Consider the following 17,819-nt stretch of genomic DNA (forward strand, 5'->3'; position numbering starts at 1 on the left):
CCGTGAGCGCCGCCCAGCACCACCTGATCGTCGGCGGCCAGCGCAGCGGCAAGTCGCGCCATGCCGAAAGGCTGGCGCAGGCCTGGCTGGCCGCTGCACCCGGCCACAAGGTCACGGTGCTGGCCACGGCGCTGGCTTTTGATGCGGAGATGAGCGCGCGCATCGCGCGCCATCAACAAGACCGACCGGCGGTCTTCGACACCCTCGAGGCACCGCTGGCAATGGCTCAGGGACTCTCAAGCGTCGCCGCCCCCGAGCGGCTGATCCTGGTCGACTGCCTGACCTTGTGGCTGACCAACTGGCTGATGCCCATGGACGACAAGCCCGACCTGGCCGGCTGGGAGGCGGAGCGCCAGCGCCTGCTGGACCTGCTGCCGGCGCTGCCATCGCCGGTGCTGTTTGTCTCCAACGAGGTCGGCTGGGGTGTGTCGCCGATGTCGAGTGCGGCGCGCTTTTATGTCGACGAACTGGGCCGGCTGAACCAGGCCGTGGCCAGGTGCTGTCAAGACCTGACCCTGATGGTGGCCGGCCAGGCCTGGACCCGAGCGGTGGAGAAGGAAGAGCTATGAAACGTTTGGTGGCAAGCCTGCTGATAGCGCTGGCGGGGCTGGCCCAAGCAGCGATCACCGTCAAGGACGATCGCGGCCACACCGTCACGCTGCCCGAGGTGCCCAGGCGCATCGTCAGCCTGCTGCCCTCGCTGACCGAGACGGTCTGCGAGCTGGGCGACTGCGCCCGCCTGGTCGGCACCGACCGCTTCTCCAACCACCCGGCTACCGCCCGCGCCCTGCCCAAGCTGGGCGGGCTGGACGACACCAGCATCGAGGCCCTGGTGGCGCTGAAGCCCGATGTCGTGCTCTTGGGCATGTCCTCGCGCCTGATGGACCGGCTGGAGGCGCTGGGCATCAAGGTCATCGCGCTGGAGACAAAGAGTCTGGGCGATGTGCGACGGGTGCTGGACAAGATCGCGCAGCTCTTGGGCAAGCCTGACGACGCGCGCCGCATCTGGAACCGCATCGACGGCGCCATCACCCACAGCGCGGCCAGCCTGCCGCCGGCCGCGCGCGGCCTGCGCATCTATTACGAGGTCGATGCCGCGCCCTATGCCGCCGGCACCGCCTCCTTCATGGGCGAGATCCTGAGCCGGCTGCACGGCCGCAATATCGTGCCGGCCGAGCTGGGGCCTTTCCCGAAACTGAATCCCGAGTTCGTCGTGCGCGCCGACCCGCAGGTCATCATGGTGGGCCAGCGCAGTGCGTCGGGCCTGCCACAGCGTCCCGGCTGGGGCGCGATCCAGGCGGTCAGGAACAAGAAGATCTGCGTCTGGGTGCCGGCCGAATCGGATGTGCTGGTGCGCCCCGGCCCGCGCATGGACGAGGCCGCCGCGCTGATGGCCCGCTGCCTGCGCGAGGCCGCCGCCGGCCCGGTGGCCCTGCCCATCGTGCCCTTCAATGCGCCGCCAGGGGGGATGCGCTGATGAGCGCTCGCCATGGCCTGTGGCTCTTGATGCTGCTGCTCGGCAGCGCCGCGCTGCTGGCGCTGGGCCTGGCCATAGGCAGCACCGGCTGGAGCCCCTGGGTCGACAAGGACCCGGTGATGCAGCAAATCCTCTGGGACATCCGCGCGCCCCGCTCCTTGGGCGCCTGGCTGGCCGGCGCGCTGCTGGCGCTGGCCGGCGCGGTGGCGCAAGGCCTGTTCCGCAATCCGCTGGCCGACCCTTATCTGCTGGGCTGCTCGGCCGGCGCCTCGCTGGGCGTGGCCGTGCTGCTCTTCATGGTCGGCTTCTCGCCGGCCGCCACCGCGCTGGCGCTGCGGGTGGGCATGACGGGCGCGGCCTTTGTCGGCGCGGTGGGCGCGGTGCTGCTGACCCTGCTGCTGGCGCGTGGCGTCGAGCAGACGCTGAGGCTGCTGCTGGCCGGCGTCGTCGTCGGCGTGGTGCTGGGCTCGGGCTCGGCCCTCTTGACCCTGATGAACCCCGACATCATGCGGGCCATGCAGGCCTTCATGCTGGGCAGCACCGGCTTTGTCGGCTGGAACGCGGTGCTGATCATGGCCGCAACCCTGCTGGCCTGCCTGCTGGTGGCCCTGGGCTGCAGCCGCAGCCTGGACGCGCTGAGCCTGGGCGAGGCCACCGCGCATTCGCTGGGCGTGCGCCTGGCCCTGGTGCGGGTGCTGCTGATCGCGGTGCTGGCCCTGGCCACGGCGGCGGCCGTCGCGCAATGCGGGCTGATCGCCTTTGTCGGCCTGGTCGCCCCCCATCTGGTGCGCAGCTGGGGGCCGGTCACGCATCGCAGCCTCCTGCTGCTGAGCCCGCTGGCCGGCGGCATGCTGCTGCTGGCGGCCGATATCGGCGCGCGCTGGGTGATCGCGCCGCAGGAGCTGCCGGTGGGCATCATCACCGCGCTGCTGGGCGGCAGCTACCTGCTGTATCTGATGCACCGGCGCAGCTCGGGGCTGGGGAGGCGGTCATGAGCGCTGTATCCTTGCTGAGCCTGGAGCTGCGCTCGCTGAAGCTCGGCGGCAGCAGCATCTTGCAGCCGCTGCAGTTCGCGCCGCAGGCGCGCGCCTGGACCGCCGTGGTCGGCCCCAATGGCGCCGGCAAGTCGACCATGCTGCGCGCGCTGACCGGCCTGCTGCCCTTCGACGGCGCGCTGCAGCTGCAAGGCCAGCCCTGGCACAGCTGGCCGGCGCGCGAACGCGCCCGCCAGGTCGCCTGGCTGGGCCAGAACGAGGCCAGCGCCGACGAGCTCAGCGCGCTGGACGTCGTGATGCTGGGCCGATTGCCGCACCAACCCTGGCTGGCACCGGCCAGCAGCGCCGACCACGCGGCCGTCGCGCAGGCGATGCGCATGACCCAGAGCTGGGACTGGCGCGAGCGCCCACTGGGCCAGCTCTCCGGCGGCGAGCGCCAGCGTGTGCTGCTGGCGCGTGCGCTGGCCGTGCGGGCGCAGGCCTTGCTGATGGACGAGCCGCTGGCCCATCTGGACCCGCCGCACCAGAGCGACTGGGTGCAGATCGTGCGCGGGCTCGTCGCCGAGGGCGTGACCGTGGTCTCGGTGCTGCATGAACTCAATATCGCGCTGCAGGCCGACAGCGTCGTCGTGATGGATGCCGGCCGCATCGTCCACCAAGGCCCGCCCGAGGCCGCCACCACCCACGCCGCGCTGCAGCAGGTGTTCCACCAGCGCCTGCTGATACTGCAGGTGCAGGACCGCTGGCTGGCCTTGAACGCATGAAAAGAACGATGAACAGCTGCCCCGCCCTGATGATCAGCGCCCCGTCCTCCGGCTCGGGCAAGACCAGCGTCACCGCCGCGATCGCGCGCCATGCCCGCAATGCCGGCAAGCGCGTCCGAGTTTTCAAGACCGGCCCGGACTATCTGGACCCCATGGTGCTGGAGCGCGCCAGCGGCCACCCGGTCTATCAGCTGGACCTCTTCATGGGCGGGCTCGCGCACTGCCAGGGCCTGCTGGCCCAGGCCGCGGCGGAGTCCGACCTGATCCTGGTCGAGGGCGTGATGGGTCTGTTCGATGGCGCGCCCAGCAGCGCCGACCTGGCCGCCGCCTTTGGTCTGCCGGTGCTGGCGGTGATCGACGCCTCGGCGATGGCCCAGACCTTTGCGGCGCTGGCGGTCGGGCTGCAGACCTTCCGCCGCGATATCCGCCTGTGCGGCGTGGTCGCGAACCGGGTCGGCAGCGCCGGCCATGCCCGCATGGTGGCCGAAGGCCTGCCCGAGGACCTGCCCCTGGTCGCGGCGCTGCAGCGCAGGCAAGACCTGGCCCTGCCGGAGCGGCATCTGGGCCTGGTGCAGGCGCTGGAGCTGCCGGGGCTGGACGCGCAGCTGGACCGCTGGGCCCTGGCCTGGGGCGAGGCCTCGAAGGGCTTCGAGTTCCAGCCGGTACGCTTCGATGTCGAGCCCGAGCCGGCCCTGCCGCCGCTGCTGAAGGGCCGGCGCATCGCGGTGGCCCAGGACGCCGCCTTCTCCTTCATCTACCCCGCCAACCTCGACTGCCTGCGTGCGCTGGGCGCCGAGGTCCTGACGTTCGCGCCCATCGAGGGTCAGGCCTTGCCGCCCTGCGACGCGCTGTGGCTGCCCGGTGGCTATCCCGAGCTGCATGCACCGGCGCTGCGCGCCCATACGAGCTTTTTCGCCGATCTGGCCGCTCATCTTGCGGCCGGCAAACCGCTGCTGGCCGAGTGCGGCGGCATGCTGGCGCTGGCCGAGTGCCTGACGGACGCCGAGGGCGTGGACCATGCGATGGCCGGCCTGATGCCTGGCCGCGCCCAGATGCAAGCACGCCTGGCCGCGCTGGGCATGCAGAAGATCGAGTGGCCTGAACTTGGAGACCGGGGCGAGCTGCGCGGCCACACCTTCCATTACTCCACCCTCAACACGCCGCTGGTGCCGATCGCGCACGCCAGCAACCCGAATGCGGGCAAGGCCGCCGAAGCGCTCTACGCGCAAGGCAGCCTGCGCGCCAGCTACGTGCACCACTACTTCCCCTCCAACCCCGAGGCCATCGCCGCCTTCTTCCTTGCCCACCACTCCTCATGATGCTCGAACAAGGTTTTGCCCAGATCGCCCAGGCCCTGCTGTGGCCGGTTCTCGTGCTCGTCGGCCTCGGCTTCATCTACGCGCTGTGGGTCGCCGGTGCCACGCTGATGGAGGCCGCGCAGCGCTGGCGCTCACCGAACTACCGGACCCTGCAGGCCCATGCCGACAAGCCGCTGGAAGAGATCGAGCTGCAGGTGGTGCGCCAGCTGGAGCCACTGCGCCTGCTGGGCCGCGTCAGCCCGCTGCTGGGCCTGATCGCAACGATGGTGCCGCTGGGCCCGGCGCTGCAGAGCGTGGCTGCCGGCCAGGGCCAGCAGGCACTGGCGGTGTTCAGCGGTGCTTTCGCCGGCGTCGTGCTGGCGCTGGCCGCGGCAGCCGTCGGCCTGGTCGCGTACTCGGTGCGACGTCGCTGGCTGATGAGTGAGCTGGTCGCCATCCGCACTTCGAGAGGCCTGGCATGAAACACCTTTCCATCCTCGGCGAGGAAGACGACGATCCGATGCTGTCGGCCGTCAACCTAGTCGATGTGTTCCTGGTGCTGGTCGTCGCGCTGCTGACTGCGGTGGCGCTGCAGCAGCAAAAAGACGCGAACGAGAACGTCACCATCATCAAGAAGCCGGGTGAGCCGGATATGGAAATCGTCGTGCGCGAGAACGGACGCGAGATCCGCTACAAGGGCAATGGCGGCAGCAGCGAGGGCCAGGGCGTGCGCGCCGGCGTGGCCTACAAGCTCAAGGACGGCAACATCATCTATGTGCCCGAGGGCGACAAGCCGTGATCCGAGCCTGCCTGGTCTTGATGCTGTCCCTGCTGCTGGCGCCCGCTTGGGGCCTCGGCGCCAAGCCGGGCCTGCTGCTGTGGATCACGCTGGACGTGACGCCCGCCGCGCGCAGCGCCCTGATCGAGCGGGAAGCGGCGGCCGCCGGCTTCACCGTCAAGGCGCTGGACTACCCGCTGCGCAGCACGGTGCTGGACGCCGCACAGGCGCGCGAGCTGGCGCAGGCGCTGAGCCAGGCCCAGCTGGTCTGGATCGATGCGCCCCATGCCAGTGTCGAGGCCAAGCTGCAAGCCATGCTGGGCGCGGCGCTGAAGCAGCAGACCGCAGCAACCCCGGTCTGGATCACGGCCGGCGAGCCTGCGGCCGGCGAGCGCTCGCTGCGCGCCTATCTGCAGGCCGGCGGTATCGCCAACACCCGTCACGCCCTCGCCCTGGTCAAGGCTCAGCTGGCCGGCCAGCCCGCCCCCGATCTGCCGGCGCCGACCCTGCTGCCGCAGCGCGGCCTCTATCTGCCGGGCGCGCCGGGCTTGTTCGCGAACGCGCAAGACCTGGCACGTTGGGCCGAGGCCCAAGGCGACAAGCGCCCGGCCGTCGCGCTGCTGCTGCACCGCTACCACTTCGTGCAGGGCGCCACCGCCTGGGTCGACGACTGGCTGCGCCGCTTCGACCGCCAGGGCCTGCTGGCCTATGCGGTCTTCAGCTCGCATCTGGCGGGCGACTCGCTGGCCCCGTTGATGGAACTGCCGGGCGGCAAGCTGCACGCCTCGGTGATCGTCAACCACGCGCTGCTGCCCCAGGCCGGCGGCCTGCAGCCGCTGTTCGAGCGCTGGGGCGCGCCGCTGCTGCAGACCCTGCCCTACCGCGCCGGCGGCTCGGCCGACTGGGAGGCCAGCGAGACCGGCCTCGCCATGAGCGATCTGCCCTTCTACTTCGCCCAGCCCGAGGGGGCCGGCGCGATCGACCCGCTGATGGTGGTCGCCCACGCGAACAAGGGCAGGGAGCCGCAGCTGATCGTGCGCCAGGCCGAGGCCGTGATCGCCAAGGCCAAGCGCCTGATCGCGCTGCAGACCAAGCCCGCTGCGAGCAAGCGCCTGGTCGCCTTCGTCTACAACTACCCGCCGGGCGGCGACCATTTCGGCGCCAGTTTCCTGAACGTGCCGCGCAGCCTGGAGCGCGTCTCCATGGGTCTGCGCGAGGCCGGCTACGGCGTGCAGCCGCTGCCTGAAGGCCAGTGGATCACGCAGCTCAAGCCCCTGATCGCGGCCTACTACCCCAGCGCCGATCTGCAGGCCCTGCTGGCGCGCGACCAGGCCGCCGCGCTGCCGCTGGCCGACTACGAGGCCTGGTTCAAGACCTTGCCGGCGGCGCTGCAGCAGCGCATCAACGGACAGTGGGGCGAGCCGGCCCGCAGCCGCTATATCGTGAGCCATGAAGGCCGCCCGGTCTTCGTGATTCCGCGCCTGCAGCGCGGGAGCTTGAGCGTGCTGCCGCAGCCACCACGCGAGGAGACGCTGAGACGGGGTCAGGACCCCTTCATGCACAAGAACAAGACGCCGATCTCGCACCACTACCTGGCCACCTATCTGTGGGCCCGCCAGGCGGACGCCTTGATCCACTTCGGCACCCACGGCACACAGGAATGGGCGCCCGGCAAGCTGCGCGCGCTGGACATCCATGACGAGGCCCTGCTGCCGCTGGGCGATGTGCCGGTGATCTACCCCTATATCGTCGACAACCTCGGCGAGGGCCTGACGGCCAAGCGCCGCGGCCGCGCGCTGATGGTCAGCCACCGCACACCCAGCTTCGCGCCGGCCGGCTTCAATGCCCGCATGGCCCATATGCATGAGCTGATGCACGAGTGGGAGACGGTGGACGCCGGGCCTACGCGGCAGGCGCTGGAGCGCCAGATGGTCAGCGCCTTTGTCGAGCACCAGCTGCACCGCGACCTGGGCTGGACCGCCCAGCAGATCGCCGCCGATTTCAGCGGCTTCCTGGAGCTGCTGCATCCCTGGCTAGACCGGCTGGCGCAAAGCTCCCAGCCCAAGGGCCTGGCGGTGTTCGGTCAGCTGCCGGACGAGAACGCTCGCCACACGACGATTCTGCAGATGCTGCGCCAGCCGCTGATCGAGGCGCTGGGCGAGGACATCGACGAGGCCTTTCTGATCAGCCACGAGGGCATCGCGACATCGCGGCCGGGACGCTGGCTCCATGTCGCGCTGAAGGACGCGCAGGCCGCCAGCGTTCTTGATCTGAGACCGCCGGAACCCGAGGGCTATGTCCCGAACCGCGCCGCGCGCAAGCCCATCGACACGCCGGCCTTGCTGGCGCTGGCCGAACGCGCCCAGGAGCTGGAGCGGCGCCTGGCCACCGAGGGCGAGATGCCAGGCCTGCTGGCCGCGCTGCGGGGTCGCTTCCTGCCCGCGGCCTATGGCGGCGATCCGCTGCGCAATCCCGACAGCCTGCCCACCGGCCGCAACCTGACCGGCCTGGACCCGAGCCGGCTGCCGACCAAGCAGGCCTACGAGGTGGCACGGCGCCTGTTCGAGGGCTGGTATGCCGAGCAGCTCAAGACCGGCAAGCCGCCGCAGCGTCTGGCGCTGAGTCTCTGGGCCGGCGAGACCTTGCGCCACCAGGGCCTGATGGAATCGCAGGCCTTGGCCGCTTTGGGCGTGCAACCCATCTGGGACGACAGCGGCCGGCCCACCGGCGTCAAGCTGCTGCCCTTGTCTGAGTTGAAAGGCAGGCCGCGGGTCGATGTGCTCTTGAGCATCACCGGCTCCTACCGCGACCAGTTTCCGGCGCTGATGAATCTGCTGGACCAGGCCGTCGCGGCCGCTGCGGCCGCCGAGCCCGGCAACGTCGTCGCGCGCAACACCGCCAGCGTGGCCGCCGAGCTGCGCCGCCAGGGCCTGAGCAAGACCGAGGCCCAGGCCCTGGCCCAGGCGCGCGTGTTCGGCAATAACACCGGCGACTACGGCACCGGCATCTCGGAAGCGGCCCAGGACAATGGTCTGAAGGCCGACGACGCACGGCTGGGCCAGCTCTTTCTGCAGCGCATGAGCCAGCCCTATGTCAACGGCGAGCCGCTGCGCCTGAGCCGGCCGGCCGTGGCAGCCCAGGCCCTCGGTGCGCATCTGAAGCAGACCGATGCGGCGCTGATGTCGCGCAGCTCGCATCTGTACGCGATGCTCAGCTCGGACGACCCTTTTCAGTACCTCGGCGGCCTGTCCGCCGCCGCCAAGGCGGCCGGTCGCAAGGAGGGCTTGAGCCTGCATGTCAGCCAGCTGCAGGATGCCAACGAGCTGCATACCGAGAGCGCGGCCAGCAGCCTGGCGATGGAAATGCAGTCGCGCTATCTGCACCCAGGCTGGCTGAAGGCCCAGCAGGCCGAGGGCTGGGCCGGCACCTTGCAGGTGCTCAAGGCCGTGCAATACACCTTCGGCTGGCAGGCCATCGCGCCGGGCACCGTGCGGCCCGACCATTGGCAAAGCCTGTACGACACCCTGGTGCGCGACAAGCAGCAGCTCGGCCTGCCCGAGTGGCTGAAGCAGAACAAGCAGGCTTACGCGCAGGCGCTGGAGCGGATGATCCAGGCCCAGCGCCTGGGCTACTGGAAGCCCGATGCCGCGACCCGCGAGCAGCTGGCCGCCAGCTACCAGAGCCTGAGCCGCGAGGCCGGCCTGCACCAGGAGCTGGCGGCGGTGCGGCAGTGGGCCGCCGACCAGCTGCACACGCCGGTGTCCCAGGGCGCCGCACCGCCCGCCGCGCCGGCCCCTGCCGAGGCCGCGCCACCACCCAGCACGCGTGGCCTGCTGCTCGAACAACAGCCGCCGCAACAGCAAGACCTGGCCCCGCCCCGGCTGCAGAACCAGCTCTCGCAGGCCCTGGCCTGGGTCGCGATGGCCCTGCTGATGAGTCTGGGCGCGGTCTGGCAGGCGCGCCGATCCAATACTCACTTCCCTGCTCGCTCCGCCTTATGAAACAGACAGCCATTGCCCTGGCCGCCATGCTGGCCACCGCAGCCCATGCCCAGCAGGCCACCCAGCAGCTCGACACCGTGCAGGTGCACGGCCGCGCCGCCTTGGGCGCCGCCGGCAGCGCCTCCGAGGGCGAGCTGGGCGTCGAGCGCCTGGCGCTGCGCCCGCTCTTGCGGCCGGCCGAGCTGCTGGAGGCCATGCCCGGCATGACCGTGACGCAGCACAGCGGCGACGGCAAGGCCAACCAGTATTTCCTGCGCGGCTTCAATCTGGACCATGGCAGCGATTTCGCCGGCTTCGTGCTGGGCATGCCGGTCAATATGCCCAGCCATGGCCATGGCCAGGGCTATATGGACCTGAACTTTTTGATCCCCGAGCTGGTCGACAGCCTGCGCTACCGCAAGGGCGCCTTCGATGCCGAGGACGGCGATTTCGCCACCACCGGCGCCGCCCGCATCGGCTATATGAATATGGTCGAGCGCCCCTATGCGCTGCTGAGTGCCGGCCCGCATGGCTACCGGCGCGGGCTCGCCGCCGGCTCGACGAAGATCGGCGGCGACTGGACCCTGCTGGGCGCCGCCGAGGGTTCGCGCTACGACGGCCCCTGGGAACAGCCCGAGGACATCAGCCGCCGCAATCTGGTGCTGCGCCTGAGCCGGGGCGATGAGCGCAACGGCATCAATCTCAATGCGCTGAGCTACAGCGCCGACTGGCTGGCCACCGACCATGTGCCCGAGCGCGCGATCATCGGCGGCGAGAACGGCCCCGAAATTGGAAGGTATGGTGCGCTGCAAGCTGGCGACGGCGGCCACACCCACCGCCGCAGCCTCAGCGCCGGCTGGGCCTACAAGCAGGGCGATAGCGGCCAGTGGCGCGGGCACCTGTGGGCCATCGACTACCGGCTGAACCTGTTCTCCAATTTCTCCGGCTTCATCAGCGGGCCCGAAGGCGACCAGATGGAGCAACAGGACCATCGCCGTGTCTATGGCGGCGACATCCGCCAGCAATTGCCGGCGAACTGGTTGCCTGCCGACCAAGCGCTGAGCTGGGGCCTTCAATGGCGCCATGACCGCATCGCCGGTGTCGGCCTGTACCAGACGGTGGAGCGCCAGCGCGTCAACACGGTGCGCGAGGACCGCGTCAAGCAGAGCAGCCTCGGCGCCTTCGCGCAGCTGGAGAGCCGCTGGGGCGAGCGCCTGCGCAGCGTGGCCGGCCTGCGCTGGGACACGCTGCGCGCGCGCGTCACGCCCACTGGTGGCGAGTTCAATATCGACAACGGCGGCCGCGCAACTCAGTCCCAATTCAGCCCCAAGCTGGGCCTGATCGCGCGTGCCAGCGCCGACACCGAACTTTATGCCCATTGGGCCCGCGCCTTCCGCTCCAACGATGTGCGCGGCGCCACCACCACCATCAACCCGGCCGACGGCAGCGCCAACGAGCGCCTGCCGCTGCTGGCGCGCACCACCAGCACCGAGCTGGGCCTGCGCACCAAGCTCGCCCCCCAATGGACCAGCAGCCTGGCGCTGTGGCAGGCCAATCTGGCCTCCGAGCTGGTCTTCGTCGGCGACGCCGGCGTCACCGAGGCGCGCGGCGCGTCGCGCCGCGTCGGCCTGGAATGGTCCAACGATGTGCAGATCGGCCGCGACTGGCTGATCGACGCCGACATCGCCTGGTCGCGCGCGCGCTTTGTGCAGCCGGTGGAGAACGAGTTCGGCAGCGGCCGCGAGGTGCCGAACGCGGTGCCGGTGTCGGCCTCGATGTCGCTGAACTGGCAGCCCGGTGGCCCCTGGTCCAGCGGGCTGAAACTGCGCTATCTGGGCGCCTATGCGCTGGAGGAGACCGGCTCGCGCAAGTCCAGGGCCGTGTTCACCGCCAACTGGCGTCTGGGCTACCAGGTCAACCAGCACTGGCAGCTGGGGCTGGATGTGCTGAACCTGTTCGACACCAAGTCCAATGACATCGAGTACTGGGGTGCCGCCTGCACCCGGGCCGAGGGGCCGGGCTGCGGTGACGGTGGCGAGGGCATCAACGGCCGCCTGGTGCACCCGATGGAGCCGCGCGCGCTACGCCTCAGCCTGCGCGGCAGCTTCTGAACCCATGAGCGCCGACGCCCAGCACCCGTTTGATGAGACCGAGCGCGACGCGGTCTACCGCGCCATCGCGCTGCGCCGCGACACCCGGCATTTCAAGCCGGGTCAGATGGTGCCCGAGGCCCAATTGCTGCGCCTGCTGCAGGCCATGCACCAGGCGCCCTCGGTCGGGCTGATGCAGCCCTGGCGGCTGCTGCGCATCCGCGCTGCGGGCTTGCGCGCGCAGATCGTCAGCGTGGTCGAGGCCGAGCGCCAGGCCACGGCCGCAGCGCTGGGCGAGCGCAGCGACGAGTTCCTGCGCCTGAAGGTCGAGGGCCTGCGCGAATGCGCCGAGCTGCTGGCCATCGTGCTGCCGCCGGATGACGGCACCGTCTTCGGCCGGCGCAGCATGCCGCGCGAGATGGCCATCGCCTCGCTGGGCTGCGCGGTGCAGAACCTCTGGCTGGCTGCGCGCGCCGAGAATCTGGGCCTGGGCTGGGTCTCGATGTTCGAGCCGCGCCAGCTGGCCGCGCTGCTGCGCCTGCCCGAGGGCGCGCAGCCCCTGGGCCTGCTATGCCTGGGACCGGTCGACAGCTTTTACGAGGCGCCGATGCTGGAGCTCGAAGACTGGCGCCAGCGCCGGCCGCTGGACGAGTTGCTGATGAACGATGTTTGGAGTGCCCAAGATGGAAATTGAGAAGCCCCCGGTCGACCGCGAACGCATCATCCCCACGGCCGAGCGCCGTGGCCTGATCCTGGTCCACACCGGCCCCGGCAAGGGCAAGAGCACGGCCGCCTTCGGCCTGGCGCTGCGCGCCCATGGCCGCGGCAAGACGGTCAAGATCTACCAGTTCATGAAGGTGCCCAGCGCCCGCTTCGGCGAACACCGGGTGTTCGAACAATTGGGCGTGCCCATCATCGGCCTGGGCGACGGCTTCTCGTGGAAGAGCAAGGACCTGGACCACAGCGCCGAGCTGGCCCGTCATGGCTGGACCCAGGCCGAGGCGACGATACGCGCCGGCGAGACCTTTCTGGTCGTGCTCGACGAGATCATGTATCCGCTGCGCTATGGCTGGGTCGCGCTGGAGCCGGTACTGCAGTGCTTGCGCGAGCGGCCGGCCCATGTGCATGTGGTGCTGACCGGACGTGGTGCGCCGCAGGAGCTGATCGATCTGGCCGACACCGTGACCGAGATGGCCATGGTCAAGCACCATTTCAAGGCCGGCGTGCCGGCCCAGCGCGGCATCGAAGATTGATGATCTCGCTGCTGCTGCCGCTGGCGATGGGGATCGCGCTGCTGGTGGACCGCCTGCTGGGCGAGCCACCGGCCTGGGCGCATCCGGTCGTTGGCATCGGCCGCTACCTGAACGCCTTCGGCGCGCGGCTGAGCGCGCTGCCGCCAGCCCCTGCCTTTGTCGGCGGCGCCCTGGTCTGGTTGCTGGGCGCGCTGCTCGTCGCGGCGCTGGCACTGGGGTTGGAGATCGCGCTGATGCAGGCCCTGCAGCCCTGGACCTCCTGGCCGGCGCTGCTGGGCGGCGCGCTGGTGCTGGGCCTGCTGCTGAAGCCGCTGCTGGCCTGGGCCATGCTGGTCGACGAGGTGCTGGCGGTGGAGCGCGCGCTCGGTGAATCGCTGCTGGCCGGGCGGGCCCAGCTGGCGCGCCTGGTCAGCCGCGACACCGCCGCGCTCGATGCGGTCGAGGTGCGCGAGGCCGCGATCGAGACCCTGGCCGAGAACCTCAACGACTCGGTCGTCGCGCCGCTGTTCTGGTTCGTGATCGCCGGCCTGCCCGGCGCTGCGGTCTACCGCTTTGCCAACACCGCCGATGCGATGTGGGGCTATCGCGATCATCGCGAATGGTCGGGCAAGTGGGCCGCGCGCGCCGACGATGTGCTGAGCTGGATACCGGCCCGCCTCACCGCGCTGGCGCTGATGGGCCTGCGCCCGGCGCTGTTGCTGCGTCTGGCCGGCGAGGCGCGGCGCACGCCCTCGCCCAATAGCGGCTGGCCGATGGCGGCGATGGCGCTGCGCTTGAATCTGCGCCTGGCCAAGCCGGGCGTCTACAGCCTCAACGACGCCGGCGCCGCGCCGCAGGGCGCCGATCTGCAGCGTGCGGCCGGCCTGGCCCGGCGCGCGATGCTGGCCTGTGCGCTGCTGCTTGCCTTCGCGGCCCTGAGCCTGAGGTTGCCGACATGACCCACGGTGGCAGTGACAGCGGCCCGCCCCTGCTGCACGACTTCTCGACCAATGCGAACCCGCTGCCGGCACCGGCTTCGCTGAGAGCGGCCTTGCAAGCGGCCGACCGGTGCCGCTACCCGGACCCGCATTACCTGGCGCTGCGCGAGCAGCTGGGCCGCGCCCATGGTGTACCGCCCGAGCGCATCCTGCCGGCCTCCGGCGGCGCCGAGGCGATACGCCGGCTGAGCTTGGCCGCGCTGCTGCAGGGGCTGCGCGAGGTCTGGGTGCCCTCGCCCGGCTTCGGCGACTATGCGGCAGCGGCCCAGGCACTGGGCCTGCGCGTGCGGCCCTATGCGAATGTCACGCAGCTGCTGCAAGAGCTCGGCAGCGAGGCCATGGTCTGGATCTGCGAGCCCTGCAACCCGACCGGCGAGAGCCTGGCCAGCGCGCAGATCGCGGCCGTCGCCGCGCGCGCGGCGCTGACCGTGCTGGACCGCGCCTACGAGCCGCTGCGCCTGGCCGGCATGGCGCCGGCGCTGCCATCGAACTGCTGGGCCTTGCACTGCCCCAACAAGGCCCTAGGCCACACCGGCGTGCGCGCCGCCTACCAGATTGCGCCCGACGAAGGTGCTCTGACGCAAAGCATGGGGCAGCTGGCGGCCAGCTGGGTGCTGTCGGCCGAGGGCCAGGTCTTGCTGATGCAGCTGCACCGCCCCGAGATCCAGGCCTGGCTGGCCGACTCGCGCGCCCAGCTGCGGCGCTGGAGCGTGCAGCAGCGCGAGATGCTGGCGCGCTTGAGCTGGCAGCAGCGCGAGAGCTGCACGCCCTTCTGGCTGGCCCGGCCGGCCGCGCCGCTGGACCACGAGGCCCTGCGCGCCCATGGCATCAAGCTGCGTGACGCCAGCTCCTTCGGCCTGCCGGGCTGGGTGCGCGTCGCGACCCTGCCGCCACAATCGCAGCTGGCATTGAAGAAAGTGATCACGCAATGACGGCCAAGGCTGTGATGGTTCTGGGCACGACCAGTGGCGCCGGCAAGAGCTGGCTGGCCACCGCGCTGTGTCGCTGGTATGCCCGCCAGGGGCTCAAGGTGGCGCCCTACAAGGCGCAGAACATGAGCAATAACGCGCGGGTCGTGCCCGGCCTGAACGGGCGCATGGGCGAGATCGGCAGCGCCCAGTACTTTCAGGCCCTGGCTGCGCGTCGCACGCCCGAGGTGCGGATGAACCCAGTGCTTTTGAAGCCCGAGGCCGATACCCGCAGCCAGGTGGTGCTGATGGGCGAGGTCAGCGCCGAGCTGGGCGCGATGCCCTGGCGCGGCCGCAGCGAGAAGATCTGGCCCACCGCACGAGCAGCGCTGCACGAATTGCTGGCCGAGAACGATGTGCTCGTGATCGAGGGCGCCGGCTCGCCGGCCGAGATCAATCTGCATGCCAGCGACTATGTGAATATGCGCACCGCGCTGGAGGCCAAGGCCGCCTGCCTGCTGGTCACCGACATCGACCGCGGCGGCGCCTTTGCCCACCTGTACGGCACCCATCAGCTGCTGCCGGCCCACGAGCGCGCGCTGATCAAGGGCTTTGTGCTGAACCGCTTCCGCGGCGATGCCGCGCTGCTGGCGCCGGGGCCCGAGCAGCTGCAGGCGCTGACCGGCGTGCCCACCGTCGCGGTGCTGCCGATGTGGCGCGGCCATGGGCTGCCGGAAGAGGACGGCGTATTCGACGACACGCCCTCGGGCTCGGGTCTGAAGATCGCCGTCGTCGCCTACCCGCGCCTGTCCAACCTCGACGAGTTCCAGCCGCTGCGCAGCCTGCCCGGCGTGCGCCTGGTCTGGGCCCGCACGCCGGCCGAGCTGGACGGCGCCGACTGGATCATCCTGCCGGGATCGAAGGCCGTGGCCGCCGATCTGGCCTGGTTGCGCGCCCAGAAGCTCGATGAAGTGGTCGCCCGCCATGCTGCCGCGAACAAGCCAGTGCTGGGCATCTGCGGCGGCCTGCAGATGCTGGGCGAAGCCTTGCTGGATCCGCACGGCCTGGACGGCAATGGACCGGGACTGGGCCTGCTGCCCTTGGTGACGCAGTTCGAGCGCGAAAAGCTGCTGCGCCCGGCCGAGCTGCGCTTCGAGGCAGAACTCGACGGGGCTTGGCAGACCCTGAGCGGCATCCAGGCCCAGGGCTACGAGATCCACCACGGCCGCACGGCCCAGCATCCCTCGCTGCCGACGGCGCGCGTGGCGGTGCGCAGCGACACCGGCGAAGCGATCGGCTGGCAGCAGGGCTCGGTGCTGGGCTGCTATGCCCACGGCCTGTTCGAACAGCCGGCCGTGATGGCCGCGCTGTTCGGTCTGGGCCTGCCGACGCTGGACAGCGTGTTCGACGGCCTGGCCGACTACATCGACACGCATTTCGAGCCGGGCCGGCTGATGGCGCTGATCCGATGAGCGGCCCGATCCCACAGCGCATCGCCTGCCTGTCCACCGAGGCCGTGGAGGTGCTGTACCGCCTCGGCGCCCAGGACCATATAGCTGGCATCTCCGGCTACACCGTCCACCCGCCCGAGGCGCGCGCCGAGAAGCCCAAGATCAGCGGCTTTTCCAGCATGAAGCTCGAACGCCTGCTGGCGGTGCAGCCGGATCTGGTGATCGGCTTCTCGGACCTGCAGCGCCCGCTGCTCGATGAATGCGAGCGCGCCGGACTGGCCACGCTGTGGTTCGACCAGCGCAGCATTGCCGGCATCCATGCCATGGTGCTGCGCCTGGGCGAGCTGGTCGGCCGCCCTCAGCAGGCGCTGACGCTGAACCGGCAGTTGCAGTCCTGCCAGGACGAGATCGCCGCCGTTGCGGCCGCCCTGCCCTGCCGGCCGCGCGTGTATTTCGAGGAATGGGACGAGCCCATGATCTGCGGCATCGGCTGGGTCAGCGAGCTGATCGCGCTGTCCGGCGGCGAGGATGTGTTCGCCGAACGCTCGCGCGCCGGCTTCGCGCGGCAACGCATCGTCGATGCCGACACGGTGCTGGCCGCCGCGCCCCAGCTGATCCTGGGCTCCTGGTGCGGCAAGCGCTTCGTGCCCGACAAGGTGCTGGCCCGCCCTGGCTTTGCCGCGCTGAATGCCCGGCTCGCCGAAATCAAGTCCGCCGACATCCTGGCCCCAGGACCGGCCGCCATCGAACGCGGCGCCCGCCAACTGCAGGCCGCCATCCAGACCACCGCCGAGGCCCTCGCATGCAAGACCTGATCCCCACCATCGCCCCGCTGCACGACGCCGCCCTCGCCGCCGCCCTGCAGCGCCGCATCGACATCAAGACCAAGCCGCTGGGCGCCCTGGGCCGGCTGGAGACGCTGATGCTACGCCTCGGCCTGATCCTCGGCAGCGAGACACCGCAACTGCGCGAGCCGCAGCTGATGGTGTTCGCCGGCGACCACGGCCTGGCGGCGCGCGGCGTGTCGGCCTATCCCAGCGATGTCAGCTGGCAGATGGTCGAGAACTTCCTGGCCGGCGGCGCGGCGGTCAGCGTGCTGGCGCGCCAGCACGGCCTGGCCCTGAGCGTGGTGGATGCCGGCGTGGCCCACGACTTCGCACCGCGCGAGGGTCTGATCATCGCCAAGATCGCGCCCGGCACGGCCGATGCGCTGGCCGGCCCGGCGATGAGCGCCGACCAGTGCGCCACCGCGATTGCCGCCGGCAAGAACCTCTTGCACAAGCAGCCGGGCAATGTGCTGCTGCTGGGCGAGATGGGCATAGGCAACAGCTCGGCGGCGGCCCTGCTGCTGGCGCGGCTGCAAGGCCTGCCGATTGCCGACTGCACCGGCCGGGGGACAGGTCTTGACGATGCACAGCTGCAGCACAAGACCGACATCCTGCGCCAGGTGCTGCAGCGCCATGGCGAGGCGGCCACGCCGCTGGCGGCGCTGGCGGCCTTCGGCGGTTTCGAGATCGCGATGATGGTGGGCGCGGTGCTGCAGGCGGCGCTGGAGCGGCGCGTCATCGTCGTCGACGGCTTCATCTGCGGCGCGGCGGTGCTGGTGGCGGCCAAGCTGCAGCCGGCCGTGCTGGAACGCTGCGTGTTCGCCCATGCCTCGCAGGAGGCCGGCCATGGGCTGATGCTGCAAGCGCTGGGCGCCGAGCCGCTGATCGACCTGGGCCTGCGCCTGGGCGAGGGCTCGGGCGCGGCGCTGGCCTGGCCGCTGCTGGAGTCGGCCTGCCGCATCCTGACCGAGATGGCCAGCTTCGAATCGGCCGGGGTCAGCGAGAAAAAACACTGAAGCCG

16 protein-coding genes are annotated in these 17,819 nt (G+C 70.6%); all 16 read left to right on the forward strand.

The genetic code is table 11. The features are described from left to right. Positions 1 to 2: 2 nt before the first annotated feature. Genes cobU through cobT form a run of 16 tightly spaced genes read left to right on the forward strand, consistent with a single transcriptional unit; the run spans position 3 to position 17,814 of the window. Positions 3 to 569 (forward strand): bifunctional adenosylcobinamide kinase/adenosylcobinamide-phosphate guanylyltransferase, encoded by a 567-nt coding sequence (gene cobU, locus O5M90_RS11395; RefSeq protein ID WP_269841142.1) that lies wholly within the window; start codon positions 3 to 5, stop codon positions 567 to 569. Further along, on the forward strand, positions 566 to 1,477 hold the full coding sequence (locus O5M90_RS11400) for an ABC transporter substrate-binding protein (RefSeq protein WP_269841143.1): 912 nt from the start codon (positions 566 to 568) through the stop codon (positions 1,475 to 1,477). The genes cobU and O5M90_RS11400 overlap by 4 nt, the downstream gene beginning before the upstream one ends. After that, a complete protein-coding gene (locus tag O5M90_RS11405; protein ID WP_137943741.1) occupies positions 1,477 to 2,472 on the forward strand; it encodes a FecCD family ABC transporter permease in 996 nt (331 codons plus the stop codon). The genes O5M90_RS11400 and O5M90_RS11405 overlap by 1 nt, the downstream gene beginning before the upstream one ends. After that, positions 2,469 to 3,236, forward strand: coding sequence for an ABC transporter ATP-binding protein (locus O5M90_RS11410; RefSeq protein WP_269841144.1), 768 nt, complete (start codon positions 2,469 to 2,471; stop codon positions 3,234 to 3,236). Before O5M90_RS11405 ends, O5M90_RS11410 begins: the two co-directional genes overlap by 4 nt. Positions 3,237 to 3,244: 8 nt before the next feature. Then, the gene (locus O5M90_RS11415; RefSeq protein WP_269841145.1) at positions 3,245 to 4,555 is read left to right on the forward strand and encodes a cobyrinate a,c-diamide synthase; all 1,311 of its coding nucleotides are present in this window, start codon (positions 3,245 to 3,247) and stop codon (positions 4,553 to 4,555) included. Beyond that, positions 4,552 to 5,016 (forward strand): MotA/TolQ/ExbB proton channel family protein, encoded by a 465-nt coding sequence (locus O5M90_RS11420; RefSeq protein WP_269841146.1) that lies wholly within the window; start codon positions 4,552 to 4,554, stop codon positions 5,014 to 5,016. The genes O5M90_RS11415 and O5M90_RS11420 overlap by 4 nt, the downstream gene beginning before the upstream one ends. After that, positions 5,013 to 5,333: a DUF2149 domain-containing protein gene (locus O5M90_RS11425; RefSeq protein ID WP_262970133.1), complete on the forward strand. Its 321-nt coding sequence runs from the start codon at positions 5,013 to 5,015 to the stop codon at positions 5,331 to 5,333. Before O5M90_RS11420 ends, O5M90_RS11425 begins: the two co-directional genes overlap by 4 nt. Continuing rightward, positions 5,330 to 9,313, forward strand: coding sequence for a cobaltochelatase subunit CobN (gene cobN / locus O5M90_RS11430; RefSeq protein WP_269841147.1), 3,984 nt, complete (start codon positions 5,330 to 5,332; stop codon positions 9,311 to 9,313). Before O5M90_RS11425 ends, cobN begins: the two co-directional genes overlap by 4 nt. Then, positions 9,310 to 11,403 carry a TonB-dependent receptor gene (locus O5M90_RS11435; RefSeq protein ID WP_269841148.1) on the forward strand — a complete coding sequence of 698 codons (2,094 nt, stop codon included), beginning with the start codon at positions 9,310 to 9,312 and terminating at the stop codon, positions 11,401 to 11,403. The genes cobN and O5M90_RS11435 overlap by 4 nt, the downstream gene beginning before the upstream one ends. 4 nt (positions 11,404 to 11,407) lie before the next feature. Beyond that, entirely contained in the window at positions 11,408 to 12,076 is a 669-nt protein-coding gene (bluB, locus tag O5M90_RS11440) for a 5,6-dimethylbenzimidazole synthase (RefSeq protein WP_269841149.1), read from the forward strand. Beyond that, a complete protein-coding gene (cobO, locus tag O5M90_RS11445) occupies positions 12,066 to 12,635 on the forward strand; it encodes a cob(I)yrinic acid a,c-diamide adenosyltransferase (RefSeq protein WP_269841150.1) in 570 nt (189 codons plus the stop codon). Before bluB ends, cobO begins: the two co-directional genes overlap by 11 nt. After that, positions 12,635 to 13,573, forward strand: a complete 939-nt coding sequence (gene cbiB / locus O5M90_RS11450; RefSeq protein ID WP_269841151.1) for an adenosylcobinamide-phosphate synthase CbiB — start codon at positions 12,635 to 12,637, stop codon at positions 13,571 to 13,573. Before cobO ends, cbiB begins: the two co-directional genes overlap by 1 nt. Beyond that, positions 13,570 to 14,544, forward strand: a complete 975-nt coding sequence (locus O5M90_RS11455) for an aminotransferase class I/II-fold pyridoxal phosphate-dependent enzyme (protein WP_269841152.1) — start codon at positions 13,570 to 13,572, stop codon at positions 14,542 to 14,544. Before cbiB ends, O5M90_RS11455 begins: the two co-directional genes overlap by 4 nt. Then, positions 14,541 to 15,992 (forward strand): cobyric acid synthase, encoded by a 1,452-nt coding sequence (locus tag O5M90_RS11460; RefSeq protein WP_269841153.1) that lies wholly within the window; start codon positions 14,541 to 14,543, stop codon positions 15,990 to 15,992. The genes O5M90_RS11455 and O5M90_RS11460 overlap by 4 nt, the downstream gene beginning before the upstream one ends. Further along, positions 15,989 to 16,786: an ABC transporter substrate-binding protein gene (locus O5M90_RS11465; RefSeq protein ID WP_269841154.1), complete on the forward strand. Its 798-nt coding sequence runs from the start codon at positions 15,989 to 15,991 to the stop codon at positions 16,784 to 16,786. Before O5M90_RS11460 ends, O5M90_RS11465 begins: the two co-directional genes overlap by 4 nt. After that, positions 16,774 to 17,814 carry a nicotinate-nucleotide--dimethylbenzimidazole phosphoribosyltransferase gene (gene cobT / locus O5M90_RS11470; protein ID WP_440402031.1) on the forward strand — a complete coding sequence of 347 codons (1,041 nt, stop codon included), beginning with the start codon at positions 16,774 to 16,776 and terminating at the stop codon, positions 17,812 to 17,814. Before O5M90_RS11465 ends, cobT begins: the two co-directional genes overlap by 13 nt. Positions 17,815 to 17,819 lie beyond the last annotated feature (5 nt).

This window comes from Paucibacter sp. M5-1 (genome assembly GCF_027498415.2).
Classification (GTDB): Bacteria; Pseudomonadota; Gammaproteobacteria; order Burkholderiales; family Burkholderiaceae_C; genus Roseateles_E.